This window comes from Pleomorphochaeta naphthae, assembly GCF_055396005.1.
Window position 1 is genome coordinate 3,072,676 of sequence record NZ_AP042457.1, and the last position, 15,353, is coordinate 3,088,028.

Below are 15,353 nucleotides of genomic sequence, written 5' to 3' on the forward strand. Positions count from 1 at the left end.
ATGGATTCACCTTATTTATATCCTTTTTCGCTCCAAATCTTTTTTAGATTTAATAGGTTTTTACCTGCTTCATGAAGTGTCTCTTCTTTTTTAGCAAAATGAAATCTAATTAAGTGTGTAATATTCTCTTTAAAGAAGCTAGAACCTGGAACTGCAGCTACTTTAACTTCCTTTGCTAGCCATTTACAAAATCTTGTATCATCATCTTTATCAAATTCACTAATATCAACTAGGATAAAATATGCTCCTTGCGGGGTAGTATATTTTAAGCCTGCTTCATCTAAATAATTAATAAAAATATCTCTTTTTTTTAAATATAATTTCTCCAAGTTTTCGTAATATGAGTTAGGCATTGTTAAGCCTACAATTGCCGCTTCTTGTAAAGGAGCTGCCGCTCCAACTGTTAAAAAGTCATGGACTTTTTTGATAGCATTTATTGCAATTTCTGGCCCGTAAATATAGCCAAGTCTCCAACCTGTAATTGAATATGTTTTAGATAGAGAACTACAAGTTATTGTTCTCTCTTTCATATTTGGGAGACTTGCTATAGCTATGTGTTTATTTGGTGGATATACAATATGTTCATAAACTTCATCTGTGATTACCCATGTATCATATTTAATAGCAAGTTGTGATATATATTCTAACTCTTCATAAGTAAATACTTTTCCACTAGGGTTACTAGGATTACAAATTACAATTGCTTTTGGATTTTGTTTAAAAGCATCTTCTAATTCTTTTTTGTTAAAAGAAAATTCAGGTGGATTTAAATTAACATAAATTGGCTTAGCTCCACTTAGAATTGTATCAGCTGTATAGTTTTCGTAAAAAGGAGAGAATATAATAACTTTATCACCTTCATTTATTACAGATAATAAAGAGGCCATCATTGCTTCAGTTGAACCACAAGTTGTTACTATATTTTTGTTTGGGTCTAGGTTTAGAGATGTAAAATTGTTTATTTTATTACATAAAGCTTCTCTAAAGTTTTGAGCTCCCCAAGTGACTGAGTATTGATGAGGGCCTTTAGTTGCAATTTGAGATAATTTTTCTGTTATTTCTTGAGGTGGATCGAAATCAGGAAATCCTTGAGATAAATTTATGCTTCCATATTTATTAGCTGTTCTTGTCATACTTCTAATAACTGATTCTGTAAAATATTTTGTTTTGTTGCTTAATCCTGGCATTATAATTGTTCCTTTTTTGTTGTATTAAGTTCTTCTACTTTATCGATTGCACTCTTAACTTTTTCCTCATCAACTTTAAAAGGGAGTAGATGAATAGATTCACTTGGTTTTAAGGTTGTTTTTATTATTAAAGATAATTCATCTTTATTAGAATAATCTAGATTCAAATCTGATAATTTTGTTGGTAATCCTAGTTTTTTAAATTGATCGATTTGATATTTAAGTAATTCATCATCATTTAAGAGGGCTGTTTGGACTAAAATACCATAGGCAACTTTTAACCCATGAAGAATATCTTTTGATCTTTCAATTGAAGAGATACCATTGTGTATCGCATGGGCTGCTGCAACTCTTGTAAATCTCTCTCCAAGTCCTCCGATTAATCCACCACCTGCTATAATTGCATCAATAATTTCAATAACCGATTGTTGATATTTTTGATTTTCTATGTTTTCTAAAGTTTCTATACCATTTTTTAATATAGTGTGATTAATATCCTTTGCAATGTTGATTGCAAGATGGGCTGTATAAGGAATTTTATCTAAGCCTTGGACTAATATTTCTGATTCATATTGTTTTGCAAGAGTGTCTGCAATTCCTGCTTTAAGATATCTAATCGGAGCTTTAATTATAATTCTTGGCTCAATTAAAACTAAAAAGTTTGATTGGAGGAATATTTCATAACCTAAAGCTTTACCTTCTTGTGAGTACCAAACAGAAAGGGGTGTCCAAGCTGCACATGTTGCAGCTATTGTTGGAATTGCAATGAAAGGTTTTTTAAGTCTTGCCGCAGTAGCCTTAGCTATATCAAGGATTGTTCCACCTCCAACGCCAATGATGGCAGGGGCATTATTATTTTTACTAATTAAATAATCGACAATTTCATAAGTACAATGCCCTTTTACACAAAAGCTATTTATATTTTTATCATAAAGATCAACCGGTAAATATTGATTTGCAGCTTTTCCAGCTCTCTCTCCATACACCCAAAGTGAATTATTAATTTCGTCTATTGTAAAAAAGGTATTTATATTATCGATTGCATTAACATGGTTGAAGTAATTACTTGGTCCAACTTGTACCTTTATTGCTAAATTATCCATTTTTGTTTTCTCCTATTGATGATCAATTGCTCTAGATATTTTATCTCCTAGATATTGAATTAATTGAACGATTACTACTAGCATTACAACTGTAATAATCATTATGCCAGTTTCGTATCGGTAATATCCAAATTGAATAGCTAAGTCTCCGATACCACCGCCACCTACAATTCCAGCCATGGCTGAGTAGCCTATTAAGCTTATAAATGTAACTGTGATAGCCCTAATTATCGAAGGAAGGGCTTCAACGAATAGTACTTTTCTTATAATTAAAGGTAGAGAGGCTCCTGTTGCTATTGAGGATTCAATTGTTTCTTTTTTTATTTCTGCAAAAGCCCCTTCAATCAGTCTGGCATTGAAAGCTGTTGCTGAAAGAGACAAAGGTACTGTAGCTGCAAGTGGACCTATTGTTGTCCCTACTATAAGTTTTGTTAAAGGGATTACTACTACTAATAAAATAATGAAGGGAATAGATCTTAGTATATTTACGATTGTAGAGGAGATAATATTTATAATTTTATTTTCAAGTAAAAGAGGATTGCTAGTTATATAGAGTAATAAACCAATAATTCCTCCTAAAACTGTTGCAACTATTAATGAAATTGAAACCATTTGAAATGTTTCATAGGTTGCTTTTCCTAGATATTGCTGAATTATATTAAGTGTTTCAGTCATTTTGGGCTCCTTTAATAAGGGTGAAATTAGATGTGTTATCTTTTAGATAATTGATTGCTTCTTCCTTTTTATTGCCTTCAATTGTTATAATTAATATTCCAAATGGTTTTTCATTAATATATTCAATTTTTCCATGAATTATTGAGATATCAACATCGTATTTTTTGATAGTATTAGAAATAATTGGAAGGTAAGCTCTCTTTCCCACATAAGTTATTTGATAAAAAGGTTTAGAATTATTTTTTAAGACTGATTGTGGAATTTTTAAAGAAGTAACTTTATCGATTAGAAGTTTAGTCTCTTTTTTTTCTTGGTTTGCAAAAATTGAATAACTATCATTAACTTCAATTAATTTTCCCCCATCCATTACAGCAATCCTATCAAATAAATCTTTCGCAACTTCCATTTGGTGAGTAATGAAAACAATAGTAAGTTTTAAGTTTTTATTAATTTCTTTAAGTAATTTTACAATTTCTTGGGCAGTTTCAGGGTCTAGAGCACTTGTTGCTTCATCACAAATTAAAACTTCAGGGTTAGTTGAAAGAGAGCGAGCTATTGCAACTCTTTGTTTTTGACCACCAGAAAGTTGAGAAGGATAACTATTTTTTTTATCTTTTAATCCAACTAAATTAAGTAATTGATCAACTCTCTCGTCAATTTTATTCTTATCGTAATTTGAGGCTAATAGATTGAAGGCAATATTATCTCTTACAGTAGCTCGGCTTATTAGATTAAAATGTTGATAAATCATTCCCATTTTTTGTCTAATTTGCCTTAGCTCCTTACCTTTGTAATTGGTAATATTATTCCCTTTGAAATATACTTCTCCTTGAGTTGGTTTCTCAAGGAGATTTATATTTCTTGCGATAGTGCTTTTCCCAGCTCCACTTGATCCTATAATTCCAAGGATTTCACCTTTTCTGATTTTTAATGAAAAGTTAGATACAGCATTTACCACATTCCCTTGTTTGCTTTTAAAGGTTACAGAAATATTTTTAAGTTCAATAAAAGCTTGATCATTTGAAGTGGGGTTATTTAAACTATTCATAGTTAGTTATCACTCCCATATTTATCAATCCACCATTGCGGTCTGTCAAATGAATTAAAGATATCATTTTTTGAAGTAATAGCTTGATAAAATTCTTCAGATTCAACTGCAGCTTTTAAATCTTGGCCAAGTTTTGAATTAACATCTTCGCTTCTAACTGTGATTACATTCTTATAGCCTTCATCAAGTTTTTCGATGGCTAAAGCTTTATTGTAATCAAGTTTTGCTGCAATAGCGTAGTTCCCAGGAACAATAGCTACATCAACACTATCTAGACTTCTTGATATCTGAGCCCCATCAAGTGTAACAAATTCAAGATTCTTAGGATTCGATTCAATATCGAGAAGAGAAGCTTTTGTTGGATCTATATCATCTTTTAGAGTTATAATATTGTGTTGGCTTAAAATTCTTAAACTTCGAGCTAAATTGGTAGCATCAGAGGCAAAAGCTATTTGGTCTCCATCTTGTAGTTGAGATAAGGAGGTGTATTTGTTGCTAAATACACCAGCTCCTGCTGTAGGTACTGCAATAATTTTATCTAAATCTAGATTGTTTGCCTTTGAGAAAGCTTCTAAATATACAGTGTGCTGCATTAGATTAGCTTCAATTTCTCCGTTAGCTAGAGCTATATCTGGTTGTACCCAATCACTAAATGTTATAACTTCAACATCATAGCCAATTTTTTCTAAATATGGTTTTAATGCTTTTTCGACCATATCTCCGTAAGGCCCAGGGCTAACGCCTACTCTCAATAGGTTTGCATTATCTTCTTCATTATTGCCTTGAGCAAAAATATTTAGACTTGAAAAAAGTATTAAACTTAAAATTAGAATATTTTTGAAAATGTTTTTCTTCATGATTTTTTCCTTTTAATTAAAATTGATTTATAAAATTCTGTGACAAGTTGTTTGTCATAAAGTTGATATAAGTATATAGAAATGTGGTTGAGGTAAAAGAATATGTATATGCGCTAACTAGCGCATCATCATGAAGAAGCACATGGACATAGAAAGAGTGTTTTTAGTGTTTAGTGAAAATGTATAAATTGAATTGTTCATTTACTTCTCTTTCTCCTTGTGCGATTTGTTAAACGTGATATTGCAACAAAATAAAATATATGTCAATAAGAAAAAATGTCTTCTTGTTAGTTTATTTTCATATTATGCTTAAAAAAATAATCAAGCTAATAATATTATTAAAAGTGATATAATTCATTTTATTTATATATTTGATGTATAAACTATATTTCCCTAAAAATTATAGTAGTTATCATATTTATTTTAATTTACTATCTCTTTTGACTGGAAGACAAAATCTATATTATTATAAAATATTTCCTTTTATGGATTAGAATTAAGTTAAAAATATTACATTAAAAATTAATAGTTTTGATTATAATATTTATTAGTTTACTTTTTAGTTTAAGTCTTATTTTTTTTCTTGTGTAAACAAAACTATTATTACTTTATAAGTAATATTTATAAAGGATTAATGTCTCTTATTTTTTATTGAATTTGTTTGTAAAAGTTTTTTAAAAATTTTTTTAAAAAATAAAATAAAAAGCTAGTTTAAGTGTTTTTTGTTTTCTTTTTTTTCATATCGTATCCATTTAGTACAATATTAGAGTGTTTATTTTTAAACTGTATCAAATTGACTCTATTTACACTCTTTTTAAATAACTCTTAAGCAAATTGACCCAATCGTCCTTTTTAAATTAAAAGATTACTCTTGTAATAAATTTATTAAGTATTTAATTATTTCCTTATATTATAAGTAATTATTTATATTATATTTTTTATAAAATGTTATAAAAAAAATTGGCACGCTTTTTGCATATATATTACTGTCAGGCGATGAAGCCAATAAATTGATGATAATATTAAAAATAATAAGTTCACAGGAGGACAAACAATATGTATAACAATTTTAATTCTTTATTTGACGATTTCTTTGATGCATTCAATTCAGTAGCTGTCAAGGTACCACCAGTAGATGTTTATGAAAAAGATGATGGCTATTATTTAGATGTTGAGCTACCAGGTTATAAAAATGAGGATGTAAATGTTAAAATTGAAAATCATGCATTAACATTATCTACAACTGATGAATTTAATAAAGCTGTAGAAAAAGATAGTGAAGATACTAGTTATATAGTAAGGGAAACAAAAACTAAGAGATGCTTTAAGAGAGCTTTCTCCTTACCAAAAGATGTAGATGAAGAGGGTATTAGTGCAACCTTTAAAGACGGCGTTTTAAATATTAAGTTACCAAAATCCCAGAAGTTAGCTCCTAAAACAATTAAGATTTTAACTCAATAGTTTTGTGACAAGCCTCTCGATAGTAATTTAAAGATGTTTAGTGATTTTGGCTAGCAATTTGTCCGATTGCTAGCCATTTTTGATTTTTTTAGTCATTAAGTAAAATTAATGCAATGAAGACAAGATCTTCGTTTCCTCTATTTTCGATTGAATGAGTTTCTTTATCCCCGGTTACGACAACATCACCAGGCTTTACTGTTGTTGATACTGAATTTTCAGTAACAATTCCTTCTCCTGATAATATATAGTAATATTCAGTTTCTTGAAGGTGTGTATGGGTTCCAATAGAACAACCTTTCTTTAAGGTAATAGTTGAAAAAAGTCTGCTATGGCATAGTTCTTTATTATCAATAATATGCTTCATAATAGCTTCGCCTTTGCCACCTCTCATTTTTACTTTCACATCTGTTTTCTGATTATCATTTTTAATTACCATATAAATCCTCCATCTATAATTTACCATAAAATGAGGTTAATATACTAGATAGGATATAAAGCACAAAAAAGGGTATTTTTCTGAAATAATATACTACTTCTTATAAAAAAAAAGAAAAATCGATAATTAAGTATTTAATAAAAGAATTTTTATGTGTATTATTGTCTTCGAACAGGAGTAAAGATATGAATGAGATACTTTATAAGGAAAAGCTTTCTTCAGAAGTTTTTAAGATGATTGTTCATTCTCCTCGTATTGCTGAGGCTCGTAAGCCAGGACAGTTCATTATTCTTCAATTAGGTGGAGACTATAATGAAAGGATCCCTCTTACTATTGCTGATGCTGATTCGGAGAAGGGAACTATTACTTTAATCTTCCAAGCTGTAGGTGAATCAACTCATCATTTAGCGATGTTAAATGTTGGTGATTATATCGAGAATCTTTTGGGACCTTTAGGTACACCAACTGAAATTGGAAAATATGGAAAAGTTGTTTGTGTAGGTGGAGGAATAGGTGTTGCACCTTTGCATCCTATTGCTAAAGCATTAAAACAACTAGGAAATGAAGTTAAAATTATTATGGGAGCAAGAAATAAAGATCTCTTTGTAATGAAAGAAGAGATGGAAGCTATTGCTGACGAGTTAATTTTAACAACTGACGATGGTTCTGCAGGTAGAAAAGCGTTAGTAACTGAACCACTAAAAGAATTGTGTGAGAATTGGAAGCCAGATTTAGTTGTAGCTATTGGTCCACCAATTATGATGAAATTCTGTGCTTTGACTACAAAACCATATAATGTACATACTATTGTATCCCTAAATACTATCATGATTGATGGAACAGGAATGTGTGGTGGCTGTAGAGTAAATGTTGGTGGTGAAACAAAGTTTGTTTGTGTTGATGGACCAGAATTTGATGGTCACAAAGTCGATTGGGATAATATGCTAATGAGACTTGGAACTTATAAACCACAAGAACAAGAAAATCATCATAGATGTCATATTGGATTACATATTAATGAAGGGGAAGCTTAAATGCATATGAGTGTTGAAGAACTAGATATGCAAGCAAAAGAGATTCTTGCTAAATTTTCTGATAATAATATTTCAATAAAGGAAAGACGAACTATTCCTTTACAAGATATGCCAACTCAAGACCCTTCTGTTCGTGTTAATAACATGGAAGAAGTTGCTTTAGGTTATACTGAAAATCAAGTCCGTGTTGAAGCAATGAGATGCTTACAATGTAAGAATAAACCTTGTATTCAAGGTTGTCCTGTTGGGATTGATATTCCAGCTTTTATTGCAAAAGCAGCCGAAGGCGATTTTGTTGGAGCTAATTCAAAGATAAAAGAAAGTTCTTTACTTCCTTCTATCTGTGGTCGTGTTTGCCCACAAGAAAACCAATGCCAAAAGTATTGTACTGTGGGAAAAATGAATAAGGATATAGACAAGAGTGTAGCAATCGGTAGAATTGAAAGATATGTTGCCGACTATACTAGAGAACATGATAAAGATGTTGTTCCACATGTAAAACCTGCTACAAATAAAAAAGTTGCAATTGTTGGTTCAGGACCTGCTTCTATAGCTGCAGCAGCTGATGTTAGAAGAGAAGGCCATACCGTTGTAATGTTTGAGGCTTTACATAAAGCTGGTGGTGTTTTAGTTTATGGTATTCCTGAATTTAGATTGCCTAAAAAATTAGTAGAAAGAGAATTTGATGGCCTTGCTGACATGGGAATTGAAATTAATAAAAACTTCCTAGTTGGTAAGACTAGAACTTTGAAAGATCTAAGAGAAAAAGACGGTTTTGATGCTATTTTCATCGGAGCTGGTGCTGGACTTCCTAAGTTTATGAATATTCCTGGTGAAAACTTGATAGGTGTATTTAGTGCAAACGAATATTTAACTAGAAGTAATTTAATGAAAGCTTATGATCAAAGACACAGCTTAACTCCATTATTTAATAGTGAAAAAGTTGCTATCTTCGGTGGTGGTAATGTTGCAATGGATGCTGCAAGAACTGCTAAAAGATTAGGTGCTAAAGAAGTAACTATTATTTATAGAAGAAGTGAAGCTGAACTTCCAGCTCGTAAGGAAGAAGTTCATCATGCTAAAGAAGAAGGAATTAATTTCTTACTTCTTCATCAACCTCATGAAATAGTTGGTGACGAACATGGCTTTGTAAAAGGTGTAAAAGTTGTTACTTGTGAGTTAGGTGAACCAGATGCTTCTGGAAGAAGAAGACCAGTAGAAATCGAGGGAACTGAACAAGTTCTAGATTTTGATACAGTTGTTGTAGCTATTGGTAATGCTTCTAACCCACTATTAAAACAAACTACTAAAGGTTTAGATGTAAATAAACGTGGCAATATTATTGTAAATGAAGAAACTTGTGAAACTTCTATTGAAGGAGTATTTGCAGGTGGTGATATTGTATTAGGTGCTGCTACTGTTATTTTAGCAATGGGCCAAGGTAGAAGAGCTGCAAAAGCAATAAATGAATATCTTAAAAATAAATAAAAATATAATTATATTTTTCTAAGGGGCCATATTAATTGGCCCCTTTAATATTTTTACTTGCAATATATTACTAAGATAGCTATAGTATAGATTATGAATATGGATTCTTTATATGGATATTCTGTTTGCCAAGTAACACAAACAGATAAGTTTGCTGCAATTGATGAAGTTATCGATAGTTGTTCTATTTTTAATGGGTTAAAAGAGAATAAAGAACGCTTTAGAAGGGCTGTTCATCGTAGAGAAATAATAGAAACAACAGGAATTGGTCATGGCGTTGCAATAGCCCATGGGAAATTACCTTGTATAGATCATCTTCGAATCGGTTTGGGTATCAGCAAAGAAGGCATAAATTATAAATCAAAAGACGGCAAACCTGTACATATCTTGTTTGTCATTGCGTCGACACCATTTCATCAAATTAATTATCTAAAAGCTTTAGCAGTAATCTTGAGAGGAGTTAGAAATCCTGAAATAAGAGATGAAGTGTTAAATTTATTTAGCCCTAATTTTGAAGCAAAAAACAGTAAAACATTTTTAAGAGATTTAATTAAACAAGACTTTTCTTGTTTAAATGTTTAAACAGTTGACATATCTAGCAGTAAATAATTCATTTTATTACCTTAGTGAGAGTAATTACCTTGTCATTCCTATATATATTTGATAGTATAAAGAAGAACTAATGACATAAATTAAAAAACGGAGGTAGATAGTGAAAAAAGTTTTAATTATATTAACCATATTTGCACTAGGGTTATATAGTATTTTTGCTAATAATTCATATAATTATCCCAATATACTGATAAAAGGACATCTTGGAGAAGATGTAGCTCCTTCAATCATATTAAGTGTAAACTCAACCGTTATTGAAGAAAATGGGGTAACTGTAGCCTTAGATGGTAATTTTAATTTTTCGACTAATACCTCATCTCTATCAGTTCCTGTTTATGCATATATAAGTTATCCTTCATATTCTCACACAGGTAATATAATTTTCAATCTAGAAATATCCACAAATGGATTTCACGAGAAAAGTTCTACAGGTGCTTTGATAGGCTCTCCTTTAGATGTTGATATAGTTATGAACACCTCTTCATTGAATACATCAAGTTTAATTATTGCTAATTCAATTTCTAGTTCGCGATATAGTAAATATATTTTTGTAGATTCTGTATCTACGCCAGCTTCTTTTATATATACAGTTGCCCCAGGAACAAGTATTGAAGATCCTAATTTTCAAATTTGGTTTACTTGGGAAGATGATGAAACTATTCCAGCTGGCCAATATGGTTCATTAATAAGTTTTGCAATTACTGCTATTTAGAAGAAATAACTACATCTAATTTTACATCTAAAGAGTCAGTGGGAAGTTCATTGAACAAGAGATAATATCTACATATTCCAATTTTTACTAAATTTTTATGTTTGCTTAAAAACTTATCGTAATAACCCTTACCATGGCCTAATCGTGATTTATCTTTAGAGAGTGCCATAGATGGGATAATTGCAACACTAGAAGGTTTAAATAAGTTTATTGCTGTACCATCAATAGGTTCAATAGTATGAAAAACCCCTTTTTTAAGACTATTTTTCCAATTCTTATCAATTAAATAAAACTCAATATAATCTTTATATGTTTTTGGTAGAGCAACTTTTTTATTATGCTCTAAGCAATAATCAATTAAAGGTATAACATTAACTTCAGTTTTTAAGGGATAATATAATAAAACAGTAGTAGCTTTTTTAAAATAAGGATTTTTTTTTATTTTATCTAAAATCAAATTATCTTCTTTTTCAAAATTTCTATATTCATTTTCTTTATTCAGTTGTTTGATTTTAATGCGCATTTCATTTTTATTTAACATAAAAAGTTACCCCAATTAATAGTACAACAAAAAATAAGAAAACAAAATCAGAAAACTTATATTTTATAGTTTGCCTTTCTATAGATTCATCATATCCCCTGCTATCTAGTGCAAAAGCTATTTCATCCATTTTTGATAGCAAGTTGTCGAGTAAGCTAATGGAGAAGTTAATTATAAATTTAATAGGGTGTTTTAATTTTGACTCTAATCTAGCTTTTCTAGCTTCGCTAATAGATTCTGATACCTCGAAGATTAAAGGTATACACATCAGTGTAAGTTCAATTTGGCTTGCTATTTTCCAGCCATTGATAAAAGGAAAATGATTTAAAACCTTTGCTATAGAGCGTGCAATATCGCTAAGATCACTAGAATCCGCAAGTAAAAAGCTTAATAATATAGCCGTATCAAATTTTAGGACCTTATTTATAATTTCACTTATTTCTAAATTAGCCATTATTGATGTTATAGCTATGAAAGCTGAAATAACAATAAAGAAAATTAATTCACTACCATATTTATTAATTGGCAATCTCACTATAATCATTATTGTAATTGTAACAAATAAGATAATAAGAGTGCCTAGTAAAGTAGTTTTAACTAAGGTTGTACATAAAAATAATAGAGCTAGTAATTTCATGAAAGGGTTAACTCTATGCAAAAAGGAGTCTTCTTCTCTATAGTGAAATATTAGTGCTCTAGCCATGTTAATTCCTCTAATTTAGCAAGTTTATTGTTTATAGTTGGAACATAGACACCATGATTTTTTAAAAAAGGTAAAACTTCTTCACTTTTTCCTTGTTTTAAAACTTTACCTTTTTCTAATAAGATAATATTTTGAGAGTGGGCAGCAATTTTCTCTATTTCATGACTAACAATTATAATTGTATGACCTTCTTTTTGTAGAAGTAGCAAAGTTTTGATTACTTGAATAACTCCAGGAAAATCTAGGTTAGCAAAAGGTTCATCTAAAAAGATAATATTGGGATTCATAGCAAGTATACCAGCAATAGCTAACCTTCTTTTCTCACCCCCACTCATTTCTCTAGGTTTTGTTTTTAATTTATTCTCTAAATCTAATAGTTTCACAACATTATTTAATCTAGAAAACCTTTCCTCTTCTTTTAGTTGTAAATTTTCTAAACCAAATAAAATATCTTTTTCAACTGTCTGACCTACAATTTGACTATCTGCATCTTGAAAGACTAATCCTATTTTTTTAATTCTCTCTTTTGGTTTATTTGATACATCCCTATCATTTATTTTAATTGTTCCACTTTGTGGTTTTAGAAGGCCTTTTATGCATTTTAATAAAACTGATTTACCTGAACCATTTGCACCTGCTATGATGCAAATGGAGCCTTTATCTATTGTAAAATTTATATCATTTAATATTTGTTTTTTTTTGTTAAAAGAAAAATTAAGATTTTCAACTGTTAGTATAGTTTGTTTCATAGTTTGATATTACATACATCAAACTATTGTGTAAATACAAATTAACGGTATTGTTAATTAAAAGTAAAAAAAATAGTTAACAATAGTGCAAAAAAAAACACTTTAAAGTAGTTTCAACACAGAAGTATTACTTTGAAGTGTTTAAAAGTAGAAAATATTAATTTCTATTCATTGTTTAAATATGTGCCCATACCATTATAAACGACTTTTGCAACGAAATTGCTAATTTGGACAATACTCATTTCACTATCATTTCTTATCCAACTCATAAATACTCTATGCATTGATGAAGAAATAATTAGACAAAGATATTCAATTTGTTCAATAGGTAAGTCACAAATTGGTTCAATAACTTCATATAATTTAGAGAATAGGGCATCCCCTATGTGATCTGAAAAGGTGTTGGAAAAACTTGATTGTGCTATTTTTTTATAATAATCTAAATCATCATTAAAATATTTATCTAGATTATAAAAGATATCAAAGAAAAATTTAGAATTGTTTGAATATTTTAAATTTTTTGTTGCTTCATGGAAAGCTTCAATCAATTCTTGTTCAAATTCATCTAATACATTACTAATCTTATCATAGTGAATATAAAAAGTTTTTCTACTAATATTAGCTTGTTTAGTTAATTCTGTAATTGTAATCTTATTAAGATCTTTTTTATCAAGTAATTGAAATAACGCAAGTCTAATTGCTTTTTTAGTCTTAGCAGGACGTCTATCTTTTGCACGTTTTTTTATTTGTTCCATAAAATGTAACTCCTATTTCGGTTGATTATGTAATATCACTCATTACATGAGTAATATGGAAAAAAAAATATGTCAATAGAAAAAAGTTATAAATCAAAATAAATTATTAAATAATTGGCAAAAAAACTCTAATTTGTAGAAAAAAAGATTGTAATTTTAACAAGTGTTATATAATTGCTTAATTTTAGTATAGTAAACTTATATTTTTTTTCAAATAAATATGATAAGTATGAAATATAAATAAAGGGCAATATATAGATAAATAAATATCTATTAAAATGATAAAATGTTTTATTTTTATATCAAAAATTTGATATATTTTGATTTTATTGCTAAAAGATAATAGTTTATTTAACAACTTTATTTTCTTTTGTGCTTTTTAAAATAATTTCGTCTATATATTTTTTTAAAGGTATAATATTTTCTTTTTGAGAATAGTTAATTCTGATACAACCTTTCCCTTTTGAAATGTTATTAAAATATTTATCAGAATTTTTAACAGCATCAAAATCTCTAGTATGTATAGATAAATAGGATTTGTTAGCACCTATTATTAGATAGTTTTTATTTAATTTATAACCAGGAAGAGAATATAATAACTGAGGGGTTAGATAAGGATATTTTTCGCTTATATAATCAAAAATTTCTGTTAAAAAAGGTTTTGCCTCTTCTCTTGAATTTTCAATATACTTTTTAATGTTAAAAACTGGGTCACTCATAGTTTTTCCTTATCATTTTAATAAGCTATTTTATCATAATTAAAATAATCATTGCAAACAATTATCGTCTAATTGTCAGAAAAATTCATAATTTTGTAATTTTTTTATCGCTTTTCTCTTTTTAAATTTCTCATTATAATCTCAAAATAAGAGGTATATATGTATAGCTTTAGAAATGATTACAGTGAATTATGTCATGAAGAGATTATTAAGGTTTTATCTTCAATAAATAGAAAACAATTTTCTGGTTACGGTGAAGATGATATTAGTTTAAAAGTTAAGAATAAATTAAAAAAACTTTTGAAAAATGATAATGTTGATATACACTTTTTAAGTGGAGGAACTCAAACTAATCTTGTTTCTATATCAGCTATCTTAAAGCCTTATCAAGCTGTAATTGCAGCTGAAAGTGGACATATTGCAACTCATGAGGCAGGCGCTATTGAGGCAACTGGTCATAAAATTATTACTTTACCAACTGAGGATGGAAAGCTAAAAGCTAATCAGATAAAAAGTGTTGTTGAAACTCATTATAGTGATGAAGCTAGAGAACACATAACTCAACCTGCTATGGTCTATATTTCTAATCCAACTGAGTATGGGACAATATATAAAAAAGATGAGCTTGCTAAATTAAAACAAGTTTGTGAAGATCTTAATCTTGCTCTATACATTGACGGTGCTAGATTAGCTCAAGCTCTTGAGGGAATAAACTCTGATTTTAAAATTAGTGACTTACCTTATCTTTGTGATATGTTTTATATTGGTGGTACTAAAAATGGTGCTATGTTTGGAGAGTGCTTAGTTATTGTAAATGATAAATATAAACAAGATTTTAGATATATTTTAAAACAACGTGGAGCTTTATTAGCAAAAGGGTTTGCTATTGCTTTACAGTTTGATGCTTTATTTAATAACAACTTATTTTTTAAATTAGCAAAAGAAGCTAATTTAAAAGCTAAAAAAATTAATGATGAGTTAAAAGCTGCTAATATTAATATGCTAGTAGTTCAAGAAAGCAATCAAGTTTTCCCAATTCTAAAAAATAGCGTAATTAAAAAGCTTAGAAAGGATTATATGTTTTATGACTGGCAGGTTGTTGATGAGCATCACACTGCTATTCGTCTTTGTGTCTCTTGGGCAAGTGATTCAAAAATAATTGATCAATTTATAGATAAAGTGAAACAATATAATATGGAAATTTCTTAAAAAGATATTTTCTAATTAGTTTAATTAATCAATTTAAGTGGAGATAGAAAGAAATTTCTATCTC

At 29.1% G+C, this 15,353-nt stretch carries 17 protein-coding genes; 6 read left to right on the forward strand and 11 right to left on the reverse strand.

The features are described 5' to 3' along the window. Positions 1-11: 11 nt before the first annotated feature. Genes ACZ5SO_RS13990 through ACZ5SO_RS14010 form a run of 5 tightly spaced genes read right to left on the reverse strand, consistent with a single transcriptional unit; the run spans position 12 to position 4,870 of the window. Positions 12-1,187 carry a pyridoxal phosphate-dependent aminotransferase gene (locus ACZ5SO_RS13990; protein WP_464625435.1) on the reverse strand — a complete coding sequence of 392 codons (1,176 nt, stop codon included), beginning with the start codon at positions 1,185-1,187 and terminating at the stop codon, positions 12-14. Continuing rightward, entirely contained in the window at positions 1,187-2,290 is a 1,104-nt protein-coding gene (locus tag ACZ5SO_RS13995) for an oxidoreductase (RefSeq protein WP_464625436.1), read from the reverse strand. Before ACZ5SO_RS13995 ends, ACZ5SO_RS13990 begins: the two co-directional genes overlap by 1 nt. 12 nt (positions 2,291-2,302) lie before the next feature. Continuing rightward, on the reverse strand, positions 2,303-2,965 hold the full coding sequence (locus ACZ5SO_RS14000; protein ID WP_464625437.1) for a methionine ABC transporter permease: 663 nt from the start codon (positions 2,963-2,965) through the stop codon (positions 2,303-2,305). After that, a complete protein-coding gene (locus tag ACZ5SO_RS14005) occupies positions 2,958-4,013 on the reverse strand; it encodes a methionine ABC transporter ATP-binding protein (protein WP_464625438.1) in 1,056 nt (351 codons plus the stop codon). The genes ACZ5SO_RS14000 and ACZ5SO_RS14005 overlap by 8 nt, the downstream gene beginning before the upstream one ends. Positions 4,014-4,015: 2 nt before the next feature. Next, positions 4,016-4,870: a MetQ/NlpA family ABC transporter substrate-binding protein gene (locus ACZ5SO_RS14010; protein ID WP_464625439.1), complete on the reverse strand. Its 855-nt coding sequence runs from the start codon at positions 4,868-4,870 to the stop codon at positions 4,016-4,018. A gap of 1,056 nt (positions 4,871-5,926) precedes the next feature. Here ACZ5SO_RS14010 and ACZ5SO_RS14015 point away from each other — a divergent pair. Further along, positions 5,927-6,331 (forward strand): Hsp20/alpha crystallin family protein, encoded by a 405-nt coding sequence (locus tag ACZ5SO_RS14015; protein ID WP_464625440.1) that lies wholly within the window; start codon positions 5,927-5,929, stop codon positions 6,329-6,331. A gap of 88 nt (positions 6,332-6,419) precedes the next feature. Here the strand turns inward: ACZ5SO_RS14015 and ACZ5SO_RS14020 are convergent, their stop codons facing one another. Beyond that, a complete protein-coding gene (locus tag ACZ5SO_RS14020) occupies positions 6,420-6,767 on the reverse strand; it encodes a cupin domain-containing protein (protein ID WP_464625442.1) in 348 nt (115 codons plus the stop codon). A gap of 185 nt (positions 6,768-6,952) precedes the next feature. Here ACZ5SO_RS14020 and ACZ5SO_RS14025 point away from each other — a divergent pair, with 185 nt between their 5' ends. From ACZ5SO_RS14025 to ACZ5SO_RS14040, 4 genes are all read left to right on the forward strand, one after another. Next, the gene (locus tag ACZ5SO_RS14025; RefSeq protein ID WP_464625443.1) at positions 6,953-7,801 is read left to right on the forward strand and encodes a sulfide/dihydroorotate dehydrogenase-like FAD/NAD-binding protein; all 849 of its coding nucleotides are present in this window, start codon (positions 6,953-6,955) and stop codon (positions 7,799-7,801) included. After that, the gene (gene gltA, locus ACZ5SO_RS14030; RefSeq protein ID WP_464625445.1) at positions 7,802-9,289 is read left to right on the forward strand and encodes an NADPH-dependent glutamate synthase; all 1,488 of its coding nucleotides are present in this window, start codon (positions 7,802-7,804) and stop codon (positions 9,287-9,289) included. It begins immediately after the preceding gene. A 93-nt stretch (positions 9,290-9,382) separates the two neighbouring features. Then, entirely contained in the window at positions 9,383-9,871 is a 489-nt protein-coding gene (locus tag ACZ5SO_RS14035; protein ID WP_464625446.1) for a PTS sugar transporter subunit IIA, read from the forward strand. A 130-nt stretch (positions 9,872-10,001) separates the two neighbouring features. Further along, positions 10,002-10,613 carry a hypothetical protein gene (locus ACZ5SO_RS14040; protein ID WP_464625448.1) on the forward strand — a complete coding sequence of 204 codons (612 nt, stop codon included), beginning with the start codon at positions 10,002-10,004 and terminating at the stop codon, positions 10,611-10,613. Here the strand turns inward: ACZ5SO_RS14040 and ACZ5SO_RS14045 are convergent. The 5 genes from ACZ5SO_RS14045 to ACZ5SO_RS14065 form a co-directional block, all read right to left on the reverse strand. Next, positions 10,606-11,154 (reverse strand): 5-formyltetrahydrofolate cyclo-ligase, encoded by a 549-nt coding sequence (locus ACZ5SO_RS14045; RefSeq protein ID WP_464625449.1) that lies wholly within the window; start codon positions 11,152-11,154, stop codon positions 10,606-10,608. The genes ACZ5SO_RS14040 and ACZ5SO_RS14045 overlap by 8 nt on opposite strands. Further along, a complete protein-coding gene (locus ACZ5SO_RS14050; RefSeq protein ID WP_464625450.1) occupies positions 11,144-11,857 on the reverse strand; it encodes an energy-coupling factor transporter transmembrane component T family protein in 714 nt (237 codons plus the stop codon). Before ACZ5SO_RS14050 ends, ACZ5SO_RS14045 begins: the two co-directional genes overlap by 11 nt. Beyond that, entirely contained in the window at positions 11,842-12,606 is a 765-nt protein-coding gene (locus tag ACZ5SO_RS14055) for an energy-coupling factor ABC transporter ATP-binding protein (protein WP_464625451.1), read from the reverse strand. The genes ACZ5SO_RS14050 and ACZ5SO_RS14055 overlap by 16 nt, the downstream gene beginning before the upstream one ends. A gap of 164 nt (positions 12,607-12,770) precedes the next feature. Then, positions 12,771-13,361: a TetR/AcrR family transcriptional regulator gene (locus tag ACZ5SO_RS14060; protein ID WP_464625452.1), complete on the reverse strand. Its 591-nt coding sequence runs from the start codon at positions 13,359-13,361 to the stop codon at positions 12,771-12,773. A gap of 347 nt (positions 13,362-13,708) precedes the next feature. Then, positions 13,709-14,080 (reverse strand): hypothetical protein, encoded by a 372-nt coding sequence (locus ACZ5SO_RS14065; RefSeq protein ID WP_464625453.1) that lies wholly within the window; start codon positions 14,078-14,080, stop codon positions 13,709-13,711. 159 nt (positions 14,081-14,239) lie between these two features. Here ACZ5SO_RS14065 and ACZ5SO_RS14070 point away from each other — a divergent pair, with 159 nt between their 5' ends. Next, positions 14,240-15,289, forward strand: a complete 1,050-nt coding sequence (locus tag ACZ5SO_RS14070; RefSeq protein WP_464625454.1) for a threonine aldolase family protein — start codon at positions 14,240-14,242, stop codon at positions 15,287-15,289. The last annotated feature ends 64 nt before the right edge of the window (positions 15,290-15,353 follow it).

Bases quoted from the DNA above. Each gene is read 5' to 3' on its own strand.
- ACZ5SO_RS14045 (WP_464625449.1), bottom strand. From the start codon at position 11,154: ATGTTAAATAAAAATGAAATGCGCATTAAAATCAAACAACTGAATAAA.
- ACZ5SO_RS14000 (WP_464625437.1), bottom strand. From the start codon at position 2,965: ATGACTGAAACACTTAATATAATTCAGCAATATCTAGGAAAAGCAACC.
- ACZ5SO_RS13995 (WP_464625436.1), bottom strand. From the start codon at position 2,290: ATGGATAATTTAGCAATAAAGGTACAAGTTGGACCAAGTAATTACTTC.
- ACZ5SO_RS14050 (WP_464625450.1), bottom strand. From the start codon at position 11,857: ATGGCTAGAGCACTAATATTTCACTATAGAGAAGAAGACTCCTTTTTG.
- ACZ5SO_RS14035 (WP_464625446.1), top strand. From the start codon at position 9,383: ATGAATATGGATTCTTTATATGGATATTCTGTTTGCCAAGTAACACAA.
- ACZ5SO_RS14065 (WP_464625453.1), bottom strand. From the start codon at position 14,080: ATGAGTGACCCAGTTTTTAACATTAAAAAGTATATTGAAAATTCAAGA.
- ACZ5SO_RS14055 (WP_464625451.1), bottom strand. From the start codon at position 12,606: ATGAAACAAACTATACTAACAGTTGAAAATCTTAATTTTTCTTTTAAC.
- ACZ5SO_RS13990 (WP_464625435.1), bottom strand. From the start codon at position 1,187: ATGCCAGGATTAAGCAACAAAACAAAATATTTTACAGAATCAGTTATT.
- ACZ5SO_RS14070 (WP_464625454.1), top strand. From the start codon at position 14,240: ATGTATAGCTTTAGAAATGATTACAGTGAATTATGTCATGAAGAGATT.
- ACZ5SO_RS14010 (WP_464625439.1), bottom strand. From the start codon at position 4,870: ATGAAGAAAAACATTTTCAAAAATATTCTAATTTTAAGTTTAATACTT.
- ACZ5SO_RS14020 (WP_464625442.1), bottom strand. From the start codon at position 6,767: ATGGTAATTAAAAATGATAATCAGAAAACAGATGTGAAAGTAAAAATG.
- gltA (WP_464625445.1), top strand. From the start codon at position 7,802: ATGCATATGAGTGTTGAAGAACTAGATATGCAAGCAAAAGAGATTCTT.
- ACZ5SO_RS14025 (WP_464625443.1), top strand. From the start codon at position 6,953: ATGAATGAGATACTTTATAAGGAAAAGCTTTCTTCAGAAGTTTTTAAG.
- ACZ5SO_RS14060 (WP_464625452.1), bottom strand. From the start codon at position 13,361: ATGGAACAAATAAAAAAACGTGCAAAAGATAGACGTCCTGCTAAGACT.
- ACZ5SO_RS14015 (WP_464625440.1), top strand. From the start codon at position 5,927: ATGTATAACAATTTTAATTCTTTATTTGACGATTTCTTTGATGCATTC.
- ACZ5SO_RS14005 (WP_464625438.1), bottom strand. From the start codon at position 4,013: ATGAATAGTTTAAATAACCCCACTTCAAATGATCAAGCTTTTATTGAA.